This window comes from Pseudomonas sp. Soil_N_39 (genome assembly GCF_057655955.1).
In genome coordinates this window covers 21,002-41,508 of the sequence record NZ_JBDGLI010000009.1, presented here as the reverse complement: position 1 = coordinate 41,508, position 20,507 = coordinate 21,002, and the positions used below count along the sequence as shown (strand labels likewise).

The 20,507-nt window shown below is 65.4% G+C and carries 8 protein-coding genes; 3 read left to right on the top strand and 5 right to left on the bottom strand.

What is annotated here, in order from left to right; genetic code table 11:
• Positions 1 to 40 precede the first annotated feature (40 nt).
• The 3 genes from AC3A5O_RS14800 to AC3A5O_RS14790 all read right to left on the bottom strand — a co-directional run bounded on the left by AC3A5O_RS14800 (position 41) and on the right by AC3A5O_RS14790 (position 2,795).
• Positions 41 to 562 carry a GNAT family N-acetyltransferase gene (locus AC3A5O_RS14800; protein ID WP_305470341.1) on the bottom strand — a complete coding sequence of 174 codons (522 nt, stop codon included), beginning with the start codon at positions 560 to 562 and terminating at the stop codon, positions 41 to 43.
• A gap of 224 nt (positions 563 to 786) precedes the next feature.
• Complete coding sequence (locus tag AC3A5O_RS14795; protein WP_305470340.1) at positions 787 to 2,118, bottom strand: ATP-binding protein; 1,332 nt, start codon at positions 2,116 to 2,118, stop codon at positions 787 to 789.
• Positions 2,115 to 2,795: a response regulator gene (locus AC3A5O_RS14790; RefSeq protein ID WP_122567877.1), complete on the bottom strand. Its 681-nt coding sequence runs from the start codon at positions 2,793 to 2,795 to the stop codon at positions 2,115 to 2,117. The genes AC3A5O_RS14795 and AC3A5O_RS14790 overlap by 4 nt, the downstream gene beginning before the upstream one ends.
• Positions 2,796 to 2,970: 175 nt before the next feature.
• Between AC3A5O_RS14790 and dsbD the strand changes: the two genes are divergently transcribed.
• The 3 genes from dsbD to dsbG are packed head-to-tail and all read left to right on the top strand — an operon-like array spanning position 2,971 to position 6,310.
• The gene (dsbD, locus tag AC3A5O_RS14785) at positions 2,971 to 4,698 is read left to right on the top strand and encodes a protein-disulfide reductase DsbD (protein ID WP_305483052.1); all 1,728 of its coding nucleotides are present in this window, start codon (positions 2,971 to 2,973) and stop codon (positions 4,696 to 4,698) included.
• Complete coding sequence (locus tag AC3A5O_RS14780) at positions 4,698 to 5,567, top strand: TlpA disulfide reductase family protein (RefSeq protein ID WP_122567875.1); 870 nt, start codon at positions 4,698 to 4,700, stop codon at positions 5,565 to 5,567. Before dsbD ends, AC3A5O_RS14780 begins: the two co-directional genes overlap by 1 nt.
• Positions 5,543 to 6,310, top strand: a complete 768-nt coding sequence (dsbG, locus tag AC3A5O_RS14775) for a thiol:disulfide interchange protein DsbG (RefSeq protein ID WP_305483051.1) — start codon at positions 5,543 to 5,545, stop codon at positions 6,308 to 6,310. Before AC3A5O_RS14780 ends, dsbG begins: the two co-directional genes overlap by 25 nt.
• A 164-nt stretch (positions 6,311 to 6,474) precedes the next feature.
• Here dsbG and AC3A5O_RS14770 read toward each other — a convergent pair whose 3' ends face one another.
• On the bottom strand, positions 6,475 to 7,281 hold the full coding sequence (locus tag AC3A5O_RS14770) for an alpha/beta fold hydrolase (RefSeq protein WP_122567873.1): 807 nt from the start codon (positions 7,279 to 7,281) through the stop codon (positions 6,475 to 6,477).
• Between the two features lie 216 nt (positions 7,282 to 7,497).
• Positions 7,498 to 20,484, bottom strand: coding sequence for a non-ribosomal peptide synthetase (locus AC3A5O_RS14765; protein WP_487753363.1), 12,987 nt, complete (start codon positions 20,482 to 20,484; stop codon positions 7,498 to 7,500).
• Between the last annotated feature and the right edge of the window lie 23 nt (positions 20,485 to 20,507).

Here is a 20,507-nt window from a genome sequence, read left to right as displayed (position 1 = left end):
GGTCGGGGCGCACATGCAGGTTTCCTGTTGTGGAAACGCATCAGCCACGGACGGATTTACTCGCGGGCAGCACTTTCGCCAGTGGCGCGATCAGTGGCTTGTGCATCGCGATGGCCTTGACCCCGCCGACGGCGAAGGCGTCAGCGCTTTGCTCGAAGCCCAGGTGTCGATAGAACGCCTGGCTGCTACGGGTGCTGTTGAGACGCACCCGGGCCACCCCGCGCCCGCGCAGCCAGGCCTCAATGTCCCGCACCAGCGCCTGGCCGACACCGCGGCGGAAGGACTCCGGTTGTACATAGCAGAAGGCGATCCGGCCACTGGCCGAGGCCATGGCGACACCCGCCGGCCGCCCCTGCAAACGTGCCAGGGTCAGGCGCAAGCGTGGGTCGGCCAACCAGGGGTGGATATGCGCAAGGGTGTTATTGCGTACCCAGGCGGCGACGATAGTGGGGTCGTTGCGGTGTTCGGCGGCACACCCGATCCGTATGGAGCGTTCGGCGATCCGGCTGATGATGCCGGCATCGCTGGGCGTGGCCGTGCAGATTTCGATGAACGTGTCCATGGCGCGGTTTTCCTCAGTCCTTGAGTCGAGCTGAAAAAAACATAGACCCGGATAAGGCCGAGGCGCCAATGGCGGATCGTTACAGCAGATGTACGCAAGCCTGAAGAAGCTAAACCTGTGGGAGCAAAACCTGTGGGAGCAAAGCTTGCTCGCGATGGCAGCACCTTGGCCAACAGTCAGACCGAGGTGCCTGCCTCGCGAGCAAGCTTTGCTCCCACAGATAATTAACCGGGCAGCACCTGCACCGGCATCGTCAATTCGACCCGCAATCCATCCGGGCGGCTGTCGAAATGCAGCCCGCAGCCGCACCGCTGGACAATGGCCTGGACGATCGCCAGCCCTAGCCCGCAGCCGGTGCTCTGGCCGTTGCGCCAGAAGCGCTGGGTCAGGTGCTGAATGTCGTCGGCGGCGATGCCCGGGCCATGATCGCGGACCTGGAAGCGTACGCGCTGGCCGATCATTTCCAGGCTCAGTTCCACATCGGTATCGTCCGGGGTATGGCGCAGGGCGTTATCCAGCAGGTTGCGCAAGGCGGCGATGGAGAGCACCGCCGGCATCTGCACCGGCGCATCGGACAGCCCTGGGGCCAGGTGCAGCTTGATTCGCCGGGACTCACTGCTGGCCGAGTCCTGGATCGCCAATCGCGCGACCTGCTCGGCATTGCAGTGCACGCCATCGTCGAACGACAGGCTGCCTTCGACCCGCGCCAGCAACAGCAGTTGTTCGAGGGTGCGATGCAAGCGGTCGGCGCCCTCCTCGGCCCGGGCCAGGGATTGGTCACGGGCGGCGCCCTCGGTCATGCGCGCCACTTGCAGGTGTGTCTTGATGGCGGTCAGTGGGCTGCGCAGTTCGTGGGCGGCGTCGCCGGTCAGCCGGCGCTCGCGTTCGATGGTCTTGCCGATGCGCTGGAACAACTGGTTCTGGGTCTCCAGCAAGGGTCGCAACTCGCTGGGCAGCGGATGGATCTGCAAGGGCTCCAGAGAGTCGGCATTACGCCGCATCAGCGCATCGCGCATGCGGTTGAGCGGCGCCAGGCCCTGGCCGATGCCCAGCCACAACAGGCACAGGCAACCGAGCAACGCCACGCCCACCGGCACCGAGGCGGCCAGCAGTATCGACATGTTCAGGGCTTCGCGCTCGATCTGGCGGTCGGCGGTGGTGATGCGCAAGTCGCCCCGGGCCAGGGTGAAGCTGCGCCAGGGCGCGCCGTCGATCATCTGGTCGTGGAAGCCCATTTTCTCGGCTTCCAGGACCTGTTCCGGGGTGCCGTGGCTGCGGGCCAGAATCTCCCCGCGCAAGGAACTGACCTGGCAGGCCATGCCGCCGGGAATGCTCAATTGCTCGGAGCTCAAATGCGTGCCGTCGCCCTTGCTGGGCAACGGCGGCATCTGTTCCAGCAACCCGGCGACCATCCGCGCCGAGGCCACCAGACGCTGGTCGAGGGAGAACATCATCTGGTTGCGCAGGTCACTGAGCATCCACGCCGCGGCCAGGGCCCAGATCAGGGCGAAGGCCGCGCCGAGGGTCAAGCTCAGGCGCAGTCGCAGGCTCATCACTTGGAGGACTCTCCGCCGTCGGCCGGCCCCAGGCGATAACCCAGGCCGCGCACGGTCTCGACAATGCCGTTACCCAGCTTGCGCCGCAGGTGATGGATATGGACGTTGAGGGCGTTGCTTTCCAGTTCGTCGTTGAACCCGTAGACGCTGTCCTTGAGTTGCTCGCTGGACAGCACCCGACCGCGACTGTGCAAGAGCGCCTGCAACAGCGATTGCTCGCGCCGGGACAGATCCACCGGCTGGCCGTCCAGGGTGGTCTCCCGACTGCTGGGGTCGTAGGTCAGGCGACCGTGCTCGATCAGGTTGACGCTACGCCCCGCCACGCGCCGCAGCAACGTATGCAGGCGCGCCGCGAGCTCGCGCAGGTCGAAGGGTTTGAGCAGATAGTCATCGGCGCCGGCCTGCAAGCCATCGACCCGGTCGGTCACCGAGTCACGGGCGGTGAGGATCAGCACCGGCGTTTCCAGCCCCTGCTGACGCAGTTGCCGGAGCAACTTGAGACCGTCCTCATCGGGCAATCCCAGGTCCAGCACCATGACATCGAACTCCGCCACGCCGACCATCGCCCGCGCCGCCGATGCGGTGGCCACGTGCTCGACCGTCAGGCCCTGCGCCGTGAGGCCGGCAACGATCCCGCTGGCAATCAACTCATCGTCTTCGCAGACCAGTACGCGCATGGTAAGCCCCGTGGAAAAAGGTACATTAGGCCGCCGGCCGATTAAGCCGACATTATGCGACGAGTACGGCCAACATGGGCGATCATTGCGGCCTGCCGGTCGTCGCCGGGTTAATCGACGGTTAATCGCCAGCCGCCATTGTGTTTTCCACTTGCTTCGTTCTAAGGCTTTATCCATGCGTCGATTGTTTTTGCTGTGGCTGTTCCTGATCTCGGGCCTGGCCCAGGCCGCCAATCCCTTCGAAACCAAACCCGATTTCCTGCCGGTGGAAAAGGCGTTCGTGTTGACCTCCGAACGCCTGGACTCCGGTCAGACGCAGCTGTTCTGGCAGATCGCCGATGGGTACTACCTGTATAAGCAGCGGCTCAAGTTCGATGGCCTGGCCGAGGCGCAGAAACCGCAGCTGCCGGAGGGTGAGGCCCACAGCGACGAGTTTTTCGGCGACCAGCAAGTCTATCGCCAGGCGCTGGAACTGAAGATACCCGCCGGTGCCACGGGCAAGATCAAGGTGGGCTTCCAGGGCTGTGCCGACGCCGGCCTGTGCTATCCACCCCAGACCCAGGTGATTGACCTGGGTGGCAGCGCACCCGCGGCGGCCACCGGCGAGGCACCGGACCAGGCCCTGGCCAGCGGCCTGCAACAACGGGCCTTGGGCTGGAGCCTGCTGGTGTTCTTCGGCCTGGGCCTGCTGCTGGCGTTCACCCCTTGTTCGCTACCTATGTTGCCGATTTTGGCCGGGCTGGTGGTGGGCAGCGGCGCCGGACCGAGACGCGGCCTGGCCCTGGCCGGCAGCTACGTGATCAGCATGGCCCTGGTGTATGCGGCCATGGGCGTGCTCGCCGCGCTGCTGGGGGCTAACCTGCAGGCACTGCTGCAACAACCGTGGCTGCTGGGCAGCTTCGCGGCCGTATTCGTGTTGCTGGCGTTGCCGATGTTCGGTTTCTTCGAATTGCAATTGCCGGCGGCGCTGCGTGACCGTCTGGAAAACGCCGGACGCCAGCGGCGCGGTGGCAGCCTGGTGGGCGCCGGTATTCTCGGGGCGTTGTCCGGCCTGTTGGTGGGCCCGTGCATGACCGCCCCGCTGGCCGGCGCCCTGCTGTACATCGCCCAGAGCGGCAATGCGCTGCACGGCGGGCTGATCCTGTTCACCATGGGCATCGGCATGGGTCTGCCGCTGTTGCTGCTGGTGACCGTGGGCAACCGCTTCCTGCCCAAGCCCGGCGCCTGGATGAACCTGCTCAAGGGCGTGTTCGGCTTCCTGTTCCTGGGCACCGCGCTGCTGATGATTCGCCCGATCATCGACGGCTCGCTGTGGATCGGCCTGTGGGGCGTGCTGCTGTTGATCGCCGCCTATAGCGCCTGGCGCCAGACCGAAGGCTTCGGCCGCATGGCCTACCTCTGCGGCAGCGCTTCGTTGCTGTTCGGCCTGTGGGGCAGCCTGCTGGTGATTGGCGCAGCGGGCGGTGGCGATGACCTCTTCCAACCCCTGAAGGTCTACGCCGGCAGCGAGGGCAGCGCGAGCGTCAGCGTCCACGACACCTTCGTTACCGTCAGCGAGCCCGCCGCCCTGCAACGGGAACTGGACGCCGCCAAGGCCCAGGGGCAGTGGGTGCTGCTGGACTATTACGCCGACTGGTGCGTGTCCTGCAAGATCATGGAAAAACAGGTATTCGGCCGCGCCGAGGTACTCGACGCCTTGCAAGGCGTGCGCCTGCTGCGCCTCGACGTCACCGCCGACAGCCCCGCCAGCCGCGAGCTGCTGAGCCGTTACCAGGTACCGGGGCCGCCGAGCCTGCTATGGATCGGCGCCGACGGTGAAGAGCGCCGCAGCCAGCGGATCACCGGGGAAGTCGACGCCAAGGCGTTCCTGGCGCGCTGGAACCTCACCCGGGACGCACGCTGATGCTGACGTTCACCCTCGGCACCTTCGCCATCGCCCTTAACCACCTGTTGCTGATCAGCGCCCTGGCCCTGGCGACCTTCGTCGGCTGGCGGGTGGCCAAGCGCGGTGGCGAGAACCCCGAGTCGGTGCTATTCGTGCTGTTTCTACTGGGGCTTTTGGCCGCGAGGATCGGCTTCGTCGTCGCCTATTGGCAACATTACCGCGACGACCCTTGGCAGATCGTCGACCTGCGCGACGGCGGCTTCCTCGCCTGGCCGGGGATTGTGGCGCTGCTGATCGGCGCCTTGTTGTGGGCCCGGCACCGCCCGGCCCTGCGCCGACCGTTGGGCTTCGGCGTCGGCAGCGGCCTGCTGTTCTGGCTGGTGGCGACCCTGTCGCTGACGATTTATGAACAAGGCACCCGACTGCCGGACATCACCCTGCGCACCGCCGACGGCCAGACCGTGAAGCTCACCGACTACCAGGGCGGCCCGCTGGTGATCAACCTCTGGGCCACCTGGTGCCCGCCCTGCCGGCGAGAAATGCCGGTGCTCGAAGAAGCCCAGCAACAGCGCCCGGACCTGACCTTCCTGTTCGTCAACCAGGCCGAAAGCATGCAAAGCGTCAGCACCTACCTGGCCACCCAGGGCCTGAGCCTGACCAACGTATTGTTCGATGGCAGCGGCCGCCTCGGCCAGGCCGTGGGTTCCATGGCCCTGCCGACCACCCTGTTCTACAGCGCCGACGGCCGCCTGCTGGGCAGCCACCTGGGCGAATTGTCGGAAGCGAGCCTGGCCCGCGCCCTGGAAAACTTCGAAACACCGGGCTCGACCACGGTGCCCCACTCCGCCACAAGGAAACCGCCATGCCCCGCCTCCGCCACCTGCTGACCCTGGCCGTTGCCGCCACACTGTCGCAGACCCCGTTGCTCCAGGCCGAAGAATTGCCTGCGGCCATCAAGAAGATCGAAGCCAAGGGCGCGAAAATCATCGGCACCTTCGAGGCCCCGGACGGGTTGCGCGGTTACGCCGCGCAATACCAGAACCGTGGCATGGCGCTGTACCTGACCCCGGATGGGCAGCATGTCCTGCTGGGCAACCTGTACGACGCCAACGGCAAGGACCTGAGCGCCGAGCCGCTGCAAAAACTGGTCTATGCACCGATGGCCAAGGCCATCTGGGCGAAGATGGAAGCGAGCAACTGGATCGCCGACGGCAACAAGGACGCACCGCGCACGGTGTACCTGTTCAGCGACCCGAACTGCCCTTACTGCAACATGTTCTGGGAGCAGGCCCGGCCTTGGGTCAAGGCTGGCAAGGTGCAGTTGCGCCACATCATGGTGGGCATCATCCGCGAAGACAGCCCAGGTAAATCCGCCGCCTTGCTGGCCGCCAAGGACCCGGAAAAAACCCTGGCCGAGCATGAAAAAGCCGGCAAGGGCAGCCCGCTCAAACCACTCAAGGACATACCGCCCGCCATCCAGGCCAAACTGGACGCCAACCAGCAGTTGATGGACGAACTGGAACTGTCCGCCACCCCGGCGATTTTCTACCTGGATGAGAAAGGCGACCTGCAACAGCAGCAAGGCGCGCCGTCGCCGGACAAGCTGGTGAAGATTCTCGGGCCGAAGTGACCGACCGCCAGACCGCCACTGCAGCCCCCCTGTGGGAGCGAGCTTGCTCGCGATTGCGGCAGATCAGTCAGCATTGAGGTGACTGACATACCGCTATCGCGAGCAAGCTCGCTCCCACAGTGGATTTGCATCGGTCACAAAATCCCTGCACGCGATGACAACGGTCAGCGACGCAGGAACTCCAGCAACGCCTCGTTCACGAATTGCGGGTTCTCCAGGTTGGAGATATGCCCCGCCTCCGGAATCAACACACGGGCACACCCGATCAACTCGGCCATTTCCAACGCCTCGGACGGCGGGCGGGGTTTGTCCTGGTCGCCGCACATCACCACTGTGCCCTTGGCATCCAGGGCATGCAGGCGTGGCAGGATGTCGTCCCGACCGAAAATGATCCGCCCCAGCGGCACGATGCTGTCGCGCAGTCGTTCAGTCGGCAGCGCGGCCAATGTGGCGCGGAACTGTTGATAGAGCGCCGACTGCGGATCGATGCCCGGCCGGAAGAAGATCGGCACGACGATGTCCAGCAACGGCTCGGGAATGCTGCCGATGGCCTCGATCTTGTCGAACAGTGAAAAATAATAAAGCCGGGTCGGCTCCGGCTCGACGCCGACGTAGGTGTCCATCAATACCAGCGACTGCACGCGCTCAGGCGCCGCCAGCGCCAGCCGAGCGCCCCACATCCCGCCCACCGAAAGCCCGACCAGGTGGAAGCAGTCAATGTCCAGGTGATCCATCAACGTCAATGCCTGGCGGGCCAGGTCGTCCAGGGAGGTCATGCCCTCGGGCAATCGCCCGGACTGGCCGTGGCCCCACAGGTCCAAGGCAATGACCCGGTAATGCCGGGATAACACCTCGATCTGCGGCGCCCACATGGTGTGGTCCCACAGATAGCTGCTGCCCAGCAGCACCACCGGGCCCTGGCCTTGGTCCAGGTAGTGAAGCGGTTGTCCGTCGATCGTTGCAAAGGGCATGGGTGACCTCCTTGTTTGAGTCTGGAAAAAAGCCTTGGGAGACTGAGCGGTACAGAGTAAGCAGTCAACCTTTAGGCCAACAGTGCCTGTTCTGCCCTCATCGCGGGCAAGCCTTGCTCCCACAGAGTTGAAGCTCGAACACAGATAATCTGCTCGCAGCCGATCCCTGTGGGAGCAAGGCTTGCCCGCGATGAGGCCTCTATAGACGCCGCAAAACTACATTCCTTCCAACTCCGCCATCAAATCATTCAACCGATCCACCTTTTCCTCAGTGATTTCGCTGGCCGCCAGGCCATCGATGTAGTCGGCCAGTTCCTGCACCGTGCTGCACTCGAACATCGCCCGCAGCGGCACGTTGCGTTGCAGGGCCTTTTGCACCCGTGAGGCGATTTGCGTCGCCAGCAAGGAATGACCGCCCAGCTCGAAGAAGTTGTCCCGCACGCCCACGCGCTCGACTTTCAGCACCTGGGCCCAGATGTCCGCCAGGGTCTGCTCCAGCTCATTGCCGGGCGCCTGATAGTCCTGGCTTTGCAACTGGCCGATCTCCAGAGCCGGCAAGGCCTTGCGGTCGAGTTTGCCATTGGCGTTGAGGGGCAGGCAGTCGAGCCACAGCCAGTGCAGCGGCACCATGTACTCCGGCAGCTCGGCCCGCAGGCGCTGCTTGATGCGCTCCAGGCGTTCGGTGGGTTTCAGTGCCGAATCGGTGGCAACCAGGTAGCCCACCAGATGCTTGCCATTGGCGCCCTCCTGGACGCCCACCGCCCCATCGCGCACTTCCGGCTGTTCATGCAACCGCGCTTCGATTTCCCCCAGTTCGATGCGGTAGCCACGGATCTTCACCTGATGGTCGATGCGCCCGACGTACTCCAACACCCCGTCGCTGCGCCGCCGCGCCAGGTCGCCGGTGCGGTACAGCCGCTCTCCCGGCGCCCCGAACGGGTTCGGCACAAACACCGGGGCGGTGCGCAACGGATCGCTGACATAACCGCGTCCAACCCCCGTGCCCGCCACGCACAACTCGCCCACCGCGCCGAGCGGTACCAGGTCCAGCGCGCCGTCGAGCAGGTACAAACGGTTGTTATCGGTAGGTGTGCCAATCGGTAAGTAAGTGCCACGGGTCGAGGCCATGTCGACCCGGAAAAACGCTACGTCATCGGAGCATTCCGCCGGACCGTAGGCGTTCACCAGGCCGATATCCGGGTAGCGCAACAGCCATTGATGAGCCAACTGCGGCGGCATCGCTTCGCCGGTGGGCAGCATCCAGCGCAGGCCGTCCAGACCGATACGGTCTTGGGCGAGCATGCCCTGGATCAGCGACGGCACGCTTTCCAGCACGGTAATGCCCTGGTGTTGCACATGCTCCAGCAGCCCTTGCGGGTCGTGGGCTATGGCGTTGGGCACGATGTCGACCCGGGCGCCGAACAACGGTGCGGCGAGGAACTGCCAGACCGAAATATCGAAGCTTTGGGACGCCGTCTGGGCGATCACGTCCGCCTCGCTCAGCGCCAGGTACGGCACTTTGCTCAATTGGTTGTTGAGCATGCCGCGCTGTTCCACCATCACGCCTTTGGGCTGGCCGGTGGAGCCGGAGGTGTAGATCACGTAGGCCAGGTTATCCGGCCCGCTGTAGACGCCGGGGTTTTCCTGCGACACAGCGCTGGCCTGGATGGCTTCCCACACCAGCAACTTCGGCCGCCCGGCACAGGCGAACTCCTCCAACAGCGCCAGCGCCTGGGCATGACAGGCCTGGGTGCAGACCAACAGCGGCGTGCGGCTCAGTTCGATGATGCGGCTCAGGCGCTGGCTCGGCAGGCCCGGATCCAGCGGCAAGTAGCCGGCACCGGCCTTGAAACTGCCGATGATCATGCCCAGCAGTTGTGCATCCCGTTCAGCCAGCAACGCCACCGGCTGATCCAGGCCGACACCGGCCGCGATCAGGGCGTGGCCGAGGCGGTTGCTGCGTGCATTCAACTCGGCGTAGCTGTAGCTCGCGTCCAGGCAACTGACCGCACGGCGGTGGGGATGGGCCGCGACCCGCGCCTCGAACAGCTCGACGTAGCTCTGCTCCAGCGGATAGGCATGCGCGCTCTGGTTGCAGCCCTCGATGAGGAAGTCCTGTTCTTCGGCACCGATCAGCGGCAGCTCGCTCATGTCGCCGTGCAAGCCCTCCATCAACGCCAGCAGCAACCGTTTGAACTCGCCCAACAGCCCCTGGACGGTGCTTTCATCGAAGTAGCGCTGGTCGTACGAAAGGTGCAGTCCCAGGTCATCCCCCGGGTAGCAGACCGCCGTCAGCGGGAAGTTGGTGTGGGTGCGCCCCGAGTCGGAGGTGGCATTGAGGCTTTGGGCACGGTCCAGCACCGAGACTTCCACCGGCGCGTTCTCGAACACGAACAGGCTGTCGAACAGCGGCTGGCCCTTGGGCAGTTCGCTGACTTCCTGGATGCTCACCAGCGGCAGGTATTCGTACTCGCGTAGTTGCATGTTGCGGTCCAGCAAATCGCTGAGCCACTGGCGCACGCTGCAACGCTGATGGTCCTCGGGCATCTGCACGCGCAGGGCGATGCTGTTGATGAACAGCCCCACGGTGCGTTGCATCTGTGGCAGTTCCACCGGGCGTCCGGCCACGGTGACGCCGAACAGCACGTCGCGGTCGCCGCTGACCCGGCGCAGTACCAGGGCCCATGCCGCCTGGGCGAAGGTGTTGACCGTCAGTTGGTGGGCCTGGGCCAGTTCCCGCAGCCGTGCGCCGTCCCGGGCATCGAGACGGGTGTAGCAGTCGCCGACGATCATGCCGCCGCTGTCACCGGCGTGCTCGCGCAGGAACGGCCGGTCGCCAGGGATCGGCGTGGTCCGCTCAAAGCCTTGCAGGTTGCGCTTCCACCACTGCCGGGCGTCGTCCAGGCTCTGGTGTTGCAGCCAGCCGATGTAGTCGCGATAGCGCGGCGGCACGGCCAACTGCGGCTCGCGCTGTTCGCCCAGGGCGGTGTAGAGCTCGAAGAAGTCGTCCATCAGCAGCGAACGGCACCAGGCATCGATGAGGATGTGGTGGTTGCTCATCATGAACCAGTAGCGCGCCGCGCCGACCCGAATCAGCCGCAGGTGGAAGGGCGCCTGGTTCAATAGATCGAAACCGGCCTCGCGTTCATCCTTGAGCAGGGCCTGGAGCTTGGCTTCCTGGGCGTCTTCCAGCACCTCGGACCAGTCGAGGTAATCCACCGGCGTGCGGCCCGGCTTGTGGATAATTTGCAGCATGTCTTCGCCGACGTTCCAGCAGAACGAGGCGCGCAAGGCTTCGTGGCGAGCGATGACCGCCTGCCAGGCCTGGGCAAAACGCCGCGGGTCCAGTTCGCTGTTAATGCGGTAGCGATCCTGCATGTAGTACAGGCCGGTGCCCGGTTCCAGCAGGGTATGCAACAGCATGCCTTCCTGCATGGGCGTCAGCGGGTAGACGTCTTCGATCTGCGCGGCCGGCACGGGCAGGCTGTCGAGCTGGCCCTGGGTCAGCTTCGCCAGGGGGAAATCCGATGGCGTCAGGCCGCCCGCTTCGTCCGTCAGGCAATGTTCGATCAGGCGTTGCAACTCATCGAGGTAGGCCTCGGCCAGCGTGGCGATGGCCTCTGGGTCGTGACGCTGAGCGCTGAAGGTCCAGCGCAGCACCAGCTCGCCGCCGCTGACCTGGCTGTCGACGCTCAGTTCGTTGGGCAACGGTGCATCGGGATCGTGGATCGCCCCCAACGGCGCATCCAGCGGCTGGAACAGCGCATCCTGACCGAGGGTCTGGTCGAGCTGCCCCAGGTAGTTGAAGGTGATCGCCGCGTGCGGCAGGCCGGCCATCGCCTCGCGAGTCGCCGCGTCCGCCAGGTAACGCAGCACGCCATGGCCGAGGCCCTTGTGGGGCACCGCGCGCAGTTGCTCCTTGATGCTCTTGATCGAGACACTGAAATCTTCGGCCGCTGGACTCAGGCGCACAGGATAGACGCTGGTGAACCAGCCCACGGTGCGGGTCAGGTCGAGGTCGTCGAACAGCGCTTCACGGCCGTGGCCTTCAAGCTGGACCAAGGCCGAATCATGGCCGCTCCAACGGCACAGCACCCGGGCCAGCGCCGTGAGCAGCAGGTCATTGACCTGGGTACGATAGGCGCTCGACGCCCGTTGCAGCAGTTGTCGGGTGCGCTCGGCGTCCAGGCGCACGCTGACGGTTTGCGCGTGACGTTCCTGCAGCCCGCCGTCAGGATTGGCGCACGGCAACGCCAATGGCGCACCGCTCAACTGCGCTTGCCACCAATCCAGTTCTTCGCGCAAAGATTCGCTGCCGGCGTAGGCCTGCAAACGCGCGGCCCAGTCACGCAACGGGCTGGTCTTGGCCGGCAGTTGCAGCGCCTGCCCGGCGCTGAGCTGGCGATAGACAGTTTGCAGGTCGTCCAGCAGCACCCGCCACGACACACCGTCCACCACCAGGTGATGGATGACGATCAGCACCCGTTGCTGGCCATCCGGGAACTGCGCCAGCACGGCACGCAGCAACGGCCCGGTGGCGAGATTGAAACGGCTCTGCGCCTCGGCAAACAACGCTTCGCACGTCTGCGTGGTGTCCACGCAGACCTGCTGCAACAGCACGGCGCCAGACAACGACTGGTGCTCGGCGCACCACTGCCCGGCGCTTTTGTCGAAGCCCAGGCGCAAGGCATCGTGGTGCTGGAAGACGGCGTGCAACGCCCGTTCCAGAAGTTGCGGTGCCAGGGCCGTGGTCGGCTCCAGCACCAGCGCCTGATTCCAGTGATGCCGGTTGGGGATCGGACGGTCGAAGAACCAGTGCTGAATCGGCGTCAGCCCCGATTCACCCTGCAACAGCCCCTGTTCGGCGTGCACCTGCTGGCTGCGCGTGGCAACGGCGGCCAGGGTCTGTACGGTCTGGTGCTGGAACAAATCCCGGGGGGTGAAATGGATACTCTGCTGTCGGGCGCGGCTGACCACCTGGATGGACAGGATCGAGTCGCCGCCTAGCTCGAAGAAGTTATCGTTGAGGCCCACCTGCGTCACGTTCAGCACCTCGCACCAGATCGCCGCCAGGGCCTGCTCCAGAGCATTGCTCGGCGCCACGTAGTGTTGGCGATTGAGCTCAAGATCGGGCAGCGGCAAGGCGCGGCGGTCGAGCTTGCCGTTGGCGGTCAGCGGCATGCTCGCCAGCAGGATCAGGTGCGTGGGCACCATGTAGTCCGGCAGTTGGGTCTTGAGATGGTTTTTCAGTGCTTCGCGCAGAGCCGCTTGTTGCTCGTCGTCCTGGCTGGCGATGTCGCTCACCAGGTAGCCGGCCAGTTGCTTGCCGCCAGGCATGTCGAGGGCCAGGACCACCGCCTCGCGCACCGCCTCATGTTCCAGCAGACGGGTTTCGATTTCCCCCAGCTCGATACGGAAACCACGGATTTTCACCTGATGGTCGATCCGTCCCAGGTATTCCACCAGCCCGTCGGCACGCTGGCGCACCAGGTCGCCGGTGCGATACAGGCGCCCGCCCTCGGTGGCGAACGGGTCGGCGACGAAACGCTCGGCGGTCATGCCCGGACGCTGGTGATACCCCTGGGCCAGACCGGCGCCGCCGACATACAACTCACCCGTGGCGCCTGGCGGCACCAACGCCAGGTCGGCGTCGAGGATGTACGCCACCCGGGCGCCAATCACGCTGCCAATCGGCACACTGGCCGCGCCCTCCTCCAATTGCTCTGGGGCCAGGCTTGCCAGGGGCATGACCACGGTTTCGGTCGGGCCATAGGCATTGAAGAACAGGCTCGGGCTGAACGCGGCGCGAATGCGCTGCAAATGCTCGCCCGTCAGGGCTTCGCCGCCGGTGATGCACATGCGCACGGGCAAGGTCTGCCCTTGGGTCGCCAACCACTGCGCCAACTGGCTGCCGTAGCTGGGGGTGAACCCGAGGATGTTGATGCGGTGCTGGCGAATCAGCCCGCAGATTTCCTCGGCGTCCCACTGGCCCTGGGCCCGCAGCACCACGTGGGCGCCACTGAGCAACGGCACCAACAGGCGTTCGGTGGCCGCGTCGAAGTTGATGGAATAGAAATGCAGTTCGCAATCGTCCGGGCGCATGCCAAAGCGCTGGATCACCGCCTGGCAATGCATGGCGATTTCACCGTGGGACACCACCACGCCCTTGGGTTTGCCGGTGGAACCGGAGGTGTAGATCAGGTACGCCTGATGCTGTGGCAGATTGATCAGCGGCAGCGAGTGATCCGGGTATTGGGCCAGGGCCGCCGAATCATCTTCCAGGCACCAGCACCCCACACCCTCAGGCAATGCACCGAGGGCCTGGAGCATCGCCCTGTCGCTGAGCAGCAGGCTGATGCCACTGTCTTCGATCATGTAGCTCAAGCGGTCCAGCGGGTATTCCGGGTCCAGCGGCACATAGGCACCGCCAGCCTTGAGGATCGCCAGCAGGCCGATGACCATTTCCAGCGAACGCTCCAGGGCCAGACCGACCCGCACCTGCGGCCCAACGCCTCGCTCGCGCAGGCTCCAGGCCAGGCGATTGGCGTGGCTGTCCAGTTGCGCATACGTCAGGGTCTGCCCGGCGAAGGTCAGGGCTGGGGCGTCGGGACGCGCCCGGGCCTGTTCGTCGAACAGTGCGTGGAGGCACTGGTCCAGGCGATGCTCACCGGGCTCGACACCCAGGCTGTCGAGCAGTTGTTGCTGCTCGCTGGCGCCCAGCAACGGCAACTCGCTCAGCCGCCGGGTCGGATCCTCCAGCAACGCTTCCAGCAGATTGCGCCAGTGCCCGGCCATGCGTGCGATGCGCGGTTCGTCGAACAGGTCGGTGCTGTAGGTCAGGCAGCACCCCAGGCGCTGATCCAGGTCGGTGACCTCCAGGTTGAGGTCGAACTTGGTGGCCCGGGCGTCGTTGACCAGGTATTCGACGCTCATGCCGGCCAGCGTGCGGCTCTGCTGGAATTCCCAGCGCTGCACGTTGCACATCACTTGGAACAACGGGTTGTAGGCCGTACTGCGCGGTGGTTGCAGGGCTTCCACCAAATGATCGAACGGCAAATCCTGATGGGACTGGCCTTCGATGACGGTGTGGCGCACCTGCTCAAACAATTCGCCCACCGACATCTGCCCGTCGAGCTGGCAACGCAGCACTTGGGTGTTGAGGAACGCACCGATCAAGCCTTCGCTTTCCGGGCGGATGCGGTTGGCCACTGGCGCGCCGATGCGCAGGTCGGTCTGGCCGCTGTAGCGGTAGAGCAGCACGGCCAGGGCGGCGGTCATGGTCATGAACAGGGTCAGGCCCTGCTGCGCATTGAAGGCGCGGACCCGCGCTGCCAGCTCATCACTGAGATCGAAACGGAACAGTTCGCCGCGATGGCTTTGCACCGACGGACGCGGGCGATCGCCGGGCAGCTCCAGCAGCGGATGTTCGCGGCCCAGTTGCGCGGTCCAGTAGTCCAACTGCCGTTGACGCTCGCCGGATTCCAGCCATTGGCGCTGCCAGACGCTGTAGTCCAGGTACTGCACCGGCAACGGTTCCAGCGGGGATTCACGGTCGTCGACAAAGGCTTCGTACAGCGCGCTCAGTTCACGGGCGAAAATATCCATCGCCCAACCTTCGGTGACGATGTGGTGCAGCGTCAGCACAAAGTAATGCTCATGCTCGGCGGTCTTGACCAGACAGGCCCGCAGCAGCGGACCGGTTTCCAGGTCGAAAGGCTGGTGGGCCTCGCTGTCCGCCAGTTGCTGCACCCGCTGCTGGCGAATGTCAGCGGCCAGCCTCGAGAAGTCCTTCCAGCCCATGCGCAGGCCCGTCTCGCCGTGCACCTGTTGGCGAGCCACACCGTTGACGCTCGGGAACGTGGTGCGCAGGGTTTCGTGGCGCAGGATCAACGCCTGCAAGGCCGCCTCGAAGCGCCCGACGTCCAGCACCCCGCGCAATCGCGCCATGCCGCCGACGTTGTAGGCCGGGCTGTCCGGCTCCATCTGCCAGAGGAACCACATACGCTGTTGGGAATACGACAGCGGCACCGGTTGGCTGCGGTCGACCTTCTCGATGGGCGGCTGGCGGTTGGTCTGGCCGCTGCCCTGGATCAAGCGCACCTGTTCGGCGAAAGCCCCAAGCTCACTGGCCTCGAACAAGGTGCGCAGTGGCAGCTCGACGTCGCAGACCTGGCGGGTGCGGGAAATGATCTGGGTCGCTAACAGCGAATGGCCGCCCAAAGCGAAGAAATCATCCCGCAGGCCGACGCGCGCAAGGCCCAGCACGTCGCGCCAGATACCAGCGATTTGCTGCTCAAGGGCGCTGACCGGCTCGACGTGCTCGCGCACCTGCCATTGCGGCTCGGGCAAGGCGCGGCGATCGAGCTTGCCGCTCGGGCCCAGGGGCATGGCGTCCAGGCGCAGCAGTTGAACAGGCACCATGTAGTCCGGCAGCTCGGCGGCCAGGGCGGTTTTGAGCCGGGTGTTCAGTTCGTCCTGGCCGAGGGCAACCTCAGGCGCGGTGTAATAACCGATCAACTGCGGGCCAGCCGAGGTGTCGCGCACCAGCACCGCCACTTGGGCGACGCCGTCCTGGGCCAGCAGGCGCGCTTCGATTTCCTGCGGTTCGACCCGGAAACCGCGCAGTTTGACCTGCTGGTCGAGGCGACCGAGGTATTCGATCACGCCGTCGGCGCTCCAACGTGCCCGGTCGCCGGTGCGGTACAACCGCGACCCAGCCGGCCCCATTGGGTCGGCGACGAAACGCTCGGCGCTCAGGCCCGGACGACCGAGGTAACCCCGGGCCAGGCCCAGGCCGCCGATGCACAGCTCGCCCGGCACACCGGCCGGCACGGGATTGAGGTCGCTGTCGAGCACCCGGCACAGCACGTTGCCCAACGGCCGCCCAATCGGCGAGCGCTCGCCATCGGCTTCAGTGCACTGCCAATGGGTGACATTGATCGCGGTTTCGGTCGGGCCGTAGCGGTTGTGCAATTGCGCCGACGGCAGGCGCGCCAGCACCCGGTTGCGCAACTCGGCCGGCAAGGCTTCGCCCCCAGAGAAGACCCGCCGCAGGCTGCTGCAATGGACACTCAGTGGTTCGTCGACGAACAGGCTCAACAGCGGTGGTACGAAGTGCAGCGTGGTGACGCCAAACTGCTGCGCCAACTGGGCGATGCGGTGCGGATCACGGTGCTCGCCGGGGCCGGCCAGCACCAGTTGGCTGCCGGTGATCAGCGGCCAGAAACATTCCCAGACCGACACGTCGAAACTGATGGGGGCCTTTTGCATCAGCACATCGCTGGCATCCAGCCCGTAGGTCGCTTGCATCCATTGCAGGCGCTCGGCCAGGGCCGCGTGGGTATTGCCGACGCCTTTAGGCTGGCCGGTGGAGCCGGAGGTGTAGATCACGTAGGCCAGGTGATCGCCGTGCAGGTGCAGGCCCGGTGGGTTGCTCGGCCATTGTTCCAGGTGCAGGGCGTCCATGGCGATCACGCTGACACCCTCGCAAGCTGGCAAGCGTTCGAGCAACGCGGTTTGGGTCAGCAGCAAGTCGACGCCGCTGTCGTCGAGCATGTAGGCCAGGCGGTCGGCCGGGTAGTCCGCATCCAACGGCACATAGGCACCGCCGGCCTTGATGATGGCCAGCACGCCGATGAGCAACTGCGGCGAGCGCTCGGCGGCAATCGCCACGCACACGTCCGGGCCAACGCCCTTGTCCCGCAGGTAATGGGCCAGGCGATTGGCCTGGGCGTGCAGCTCGGCATAATCGAGTTGACCGCCGTCCCAGCGCAGGGCGATTCGTTGCGGCGTGCAGCGGGCCTGCTCGTTCAACAGCTCCGGCAACCATTGGCTGGCCGGCGCGCACGGGGCCGCGCTCCACTGCTGCTGTTGGCTGTGTTCATCGGCGGTCAATAACGGCACATCGCCGATGGCTTGCTGCGGATCGGCACAGACCGCTCGCAACAGGTTGCAGTAATGCACTGCCAGCCGCTCGATGGTCGCCGCCTCGAACAGTTCGTCGGCGTAGTCGAACGACAGGGTCAGCCGGCCGTTGCGATCTTCTTCGCTGTGCAATTGCAGGTCGAACTTGGCTTCGCGACTGTGCCACGGCAATTCCTCGGCCAGCAACCCCGGCAAACGGCGCAAGGCACTCAGGTCACGCTGCTGGTGGTTGAACATCACCTGGAACAGGCCTTGTTCGCGCGCCTCGGGAAACGCTTCGAGCAGTTGCTCGAATGGCAGGTCCTGGTGGGCCTGGGCCCCGAGCGTGGCTTCCCGGGCCTGGGCCAGCAGCGCGGCGAACGGTTGACGGGAATCGACCTGCCCGCGCAAGACCTGGGTGTTGATGAAGAAGCCGATCAGCCCCTGGGTTTCCAGGCGCGGACGGTTGGCATTGGGCACACCGACGCGGATGTCGGATTGCCCGGTGTAACGCTGCAACAGCGCCTGGAAGGCCGCCAGCAACAGCATGAACGGCGTCGCGTCATGGGCCTGGGCCACATGGCGCAGGGCCTCGCCGAGATCCTTGTCCAGACGCAGGCTGTGCCGCGCGGCGCTGCGCAGACGTTGAGCGCTACGTAGGTGATCCGTGCCCAGCACCAGGGCCGAATGTTCAGCGCCCAGTTGCTGCTTCCAGTAGCTCAGTTGGCGCTCGGCCTCACCCTCGGCGAGCCACTGGCGTTGCCAACTGCCGTAGTCGGCGTATTGCAAGGGCAACGGCGCCAACTCGGCGATCTGGCCTTGGGAGGCGGCGGCATACAACCGGGAGAATTCTTCGAGCAATACATTCATCGACCAGCCGTCGGCGATGATGTGGTGCAGCGTCACCAGCAGTTGATGGTCATCCTCGTCGAGGCGCAACAGGGTGACCCGCAGCAGCGGCCCCTTCTCCAGATCGAACAGCGTGGCCGCTTCGTCTTCTCGAACCTGCCGCGCCCGGGCTTCGCGCCGGCTCCCTGGTTCGTCACTGAGATCGATCACCTGCAGCTTGAATTCGCCAGCCGGATCGACCTGTTGCAAGGCCACGCCATCGCGTTCCAGAAACCGCGTGCGCAAGGACTCATGACGCTCGATCAGTTGCTGGAAACTGGCGCGCAACGCGTCTTCGTCCAGCTCGCCGCGCAGGTGCAAGGCGCCGGGAATGTTGTAGGCGCGGCTCGTCGGGTCGAGCTGCCAGGTGATCCACAAACGGTTCTGCGCCAGCGACTGTGGCAGTGGCGCGTGGCGCGGCAATGCGCTGATCGCACCCTGGGCCCGGCCGCCGTCCTGCTGCTGGTTCGCCACCGCTGCCGTGAACGCAGCCAGGGTCGGGGCTTCGAACAACAGGCGCAGGTTGAGCGCCAGCCCGAGGGTTTCGCTCAGGCGGGCGATCACCTGGGTGGCGGCGATGGAGTTGCCGCCCAGCAGGAAGAAATGATCGTCGGCCTGGACCTGCTCGACCTGCAATTGCTCCCGCCAGACCTGGCCGATGAGGGCTTGCAACTCGGAGGCTGGGACAAACTCATCAACCACGTCGACTTCGACGGACGGGAACTGCGCATAACTGTCCAAACTGCCGTCGGCCAATCGGCTGCGGCAGGCCGAGCGCTGCAACTTACCGCTGGAGGTCTTGGGCAGCGCGCCGGGGTTGAGCAGCACCACCACGCTCGGGGCTTGTTGGCAGGCCTCGGCCACGGCCTGGCGAATGGCTTTGATCAAGGCCTCTGGCGGCAGGACTTTCTGCACGCTGCGGCTGATTTCCGCGGCGATGCCGATGCCTTCCTCGCCGTTGTCGTTGACCGCGAACACCGCCACCCGGCCCTTGCGCACCACTTCCACTTCGCGCTCGATAGTTTGCTCGATGTCCTGGGGATAGAGGTTGTGCCCACGCACAATCAGCAGGTCTTTCAGGCGACCGGTGATGAACAGTTCGCCGCCACGCCGGAACCCCAGGTCCCCGGTGCGCAGCCAGGTCCGGCCGTCGTGCTGGACAAAGGTCTTGGCGCTGGCTTCGGGGTTGCGCCAGTAGCCCAGGGCGATGCTCGGCCCGGCGGCCCAGACTTCACCGACCTGGTTATCGGCCAACGGCTGCAACGTGGCGGGCTCGACGATCAGCACCGCGTGCCCGGGTTGGCTGACACCGCAACTCATCACCGCGCCGCCCTGCCCCGGCTCGACCCGGTTTTGCGCCAGCGCCGCGTCATCCACCCGCAGCGAAGGAATGCCGTGGCGGCGTGGCGTGCCGGCGACGAACAAGGTCGCTTCGGCCAGGCCATAGGAGGCCATGAAACTGTCCGGCGTGAAGCCGCACGGGGCGAACTTCTCGGCAAAACGCTCCAGGGTGTCGAGGCGGATCGGCTCGGAGCCGGAATAGGCCACGCGCCAGCCGCTCAGGTCGAGACGCTGCAGGGCCGAATCACTGACCCGCTCGCTGCACAACCGATAGGCGAAATCCGGGCCGCCGCTGATGGTGCCGCCGTACTCGCTGATCGCTTCGAGCCAACGCAGGGGTCGGGCCAGGAAATAAGCCGGAGACATCAATACGCAGGGAACGCCGCTGAACACCGGCTGCAACAAGCCGCCGATCAGACCCATGTCGTGGTACAGCGGCAGCCAGCTGACGATGACGTCGTCGGGGTTCAGGTCGATGCCGAAGCCATGGCGAATCAGCAATTCGTTGGCCACCAGGTTGCCGTGGCTGACCTGCACGCCCTTGGGCAACGCGGTGGAACCGGAGGTGTATTGCAGGAACGCAATGTCATCGTCCTGCAGCGTCGGCATCCGCCATTGCCCGGCGCAGGCCGGGTCGAGGGTATCGACGCACAACACCGGCGGCGCCGATTCGATGGCTTGCAGCGGCTCGCGCAGATCACTGCTGGTGAGCAGCAGGCGCGGTTCGGCGTCTTTGAGGATCGACAGCAAACGCTCCTGATGATGGCGACGGGCGGACTCCGGTGGATAGGCCGGAACGGCAATCACCCCGGCATAGAGGCAGCCAAAGAACGCTGCGACGTAATCCGGGCCGCTGGGGAACAGCAGCACGGCGCGATCGCCCAGTGCCGCTTCGGCCTGCAAGGCGCCGGCAATGGTCCGGGCGCGCAGGTCCAGGTCGCGATAACTCAACACCACACCCTGCTCCGGGGTGTCGGCAAGGAAGCGCAAGGCCACCCGGTCCGGCGTCAGCGCGGCGCGGCGCTGGAGGGCATGAGCCAGGGTGCTGGGGAGTTCGAACGCGTCGGTCATGGGGGTTTCCTGCCTGAATTCGG

Excerpts from the sequence above, each read along its gene's own strand:
- dsbG (WP_305483051.1), top strand. The coding sequence starts at position 5,543 with ATGCCCCGCCTCCGCCACCTGCTGACCCTGGCCGTTGCCGCCACACTG.
- AC3A5O_RS14800 (WP_305470341.1), bottom strand. The coding sequence starts at position 562 with ATGGACACGTTCATCGAAATCTGCACGGCCACGCCCAGCGATGCCGGC.
- dsbD (WP_305483052.1), top strand. The coding sequence starts at position 2,971 with ATGCGTCGATTGTTTTTGCTGTGGCTGTTCCTGATCTCGGGCCTGGCC.
- AC3A5O_RS14765 (WP_487753363.1), bottom strand. The coding sequence starts at position 20,484 with ATGACCGACGCGTTCGAACTCCCCAGCACCCTGGCTCATGCCCTCCAG.
- AC3A5O_RS14790 (WP_122567877.1), bottom strand. The coding sequence starts at position 2,795 with ATGCGCGTACTGGTCTGCGAAGACGATGAGTTGATTGCCAGCGGGATC.
- AC3A5O_RS14780 (WP_122567875.1), top strand. The coding sequence starts at position 4,698 with ATGCTGACGTTCACCCTCGGCACCTTCGCCATCGCCCTTAACCACCTG.
- AC3A5O_RS14770 (WP_122567873.1), bottom strand. The coding sequence starts at position 7,281 with ATGCCCTTTGCAACGATCGACGGACAACCGCTTCACTACCTGGACCAA.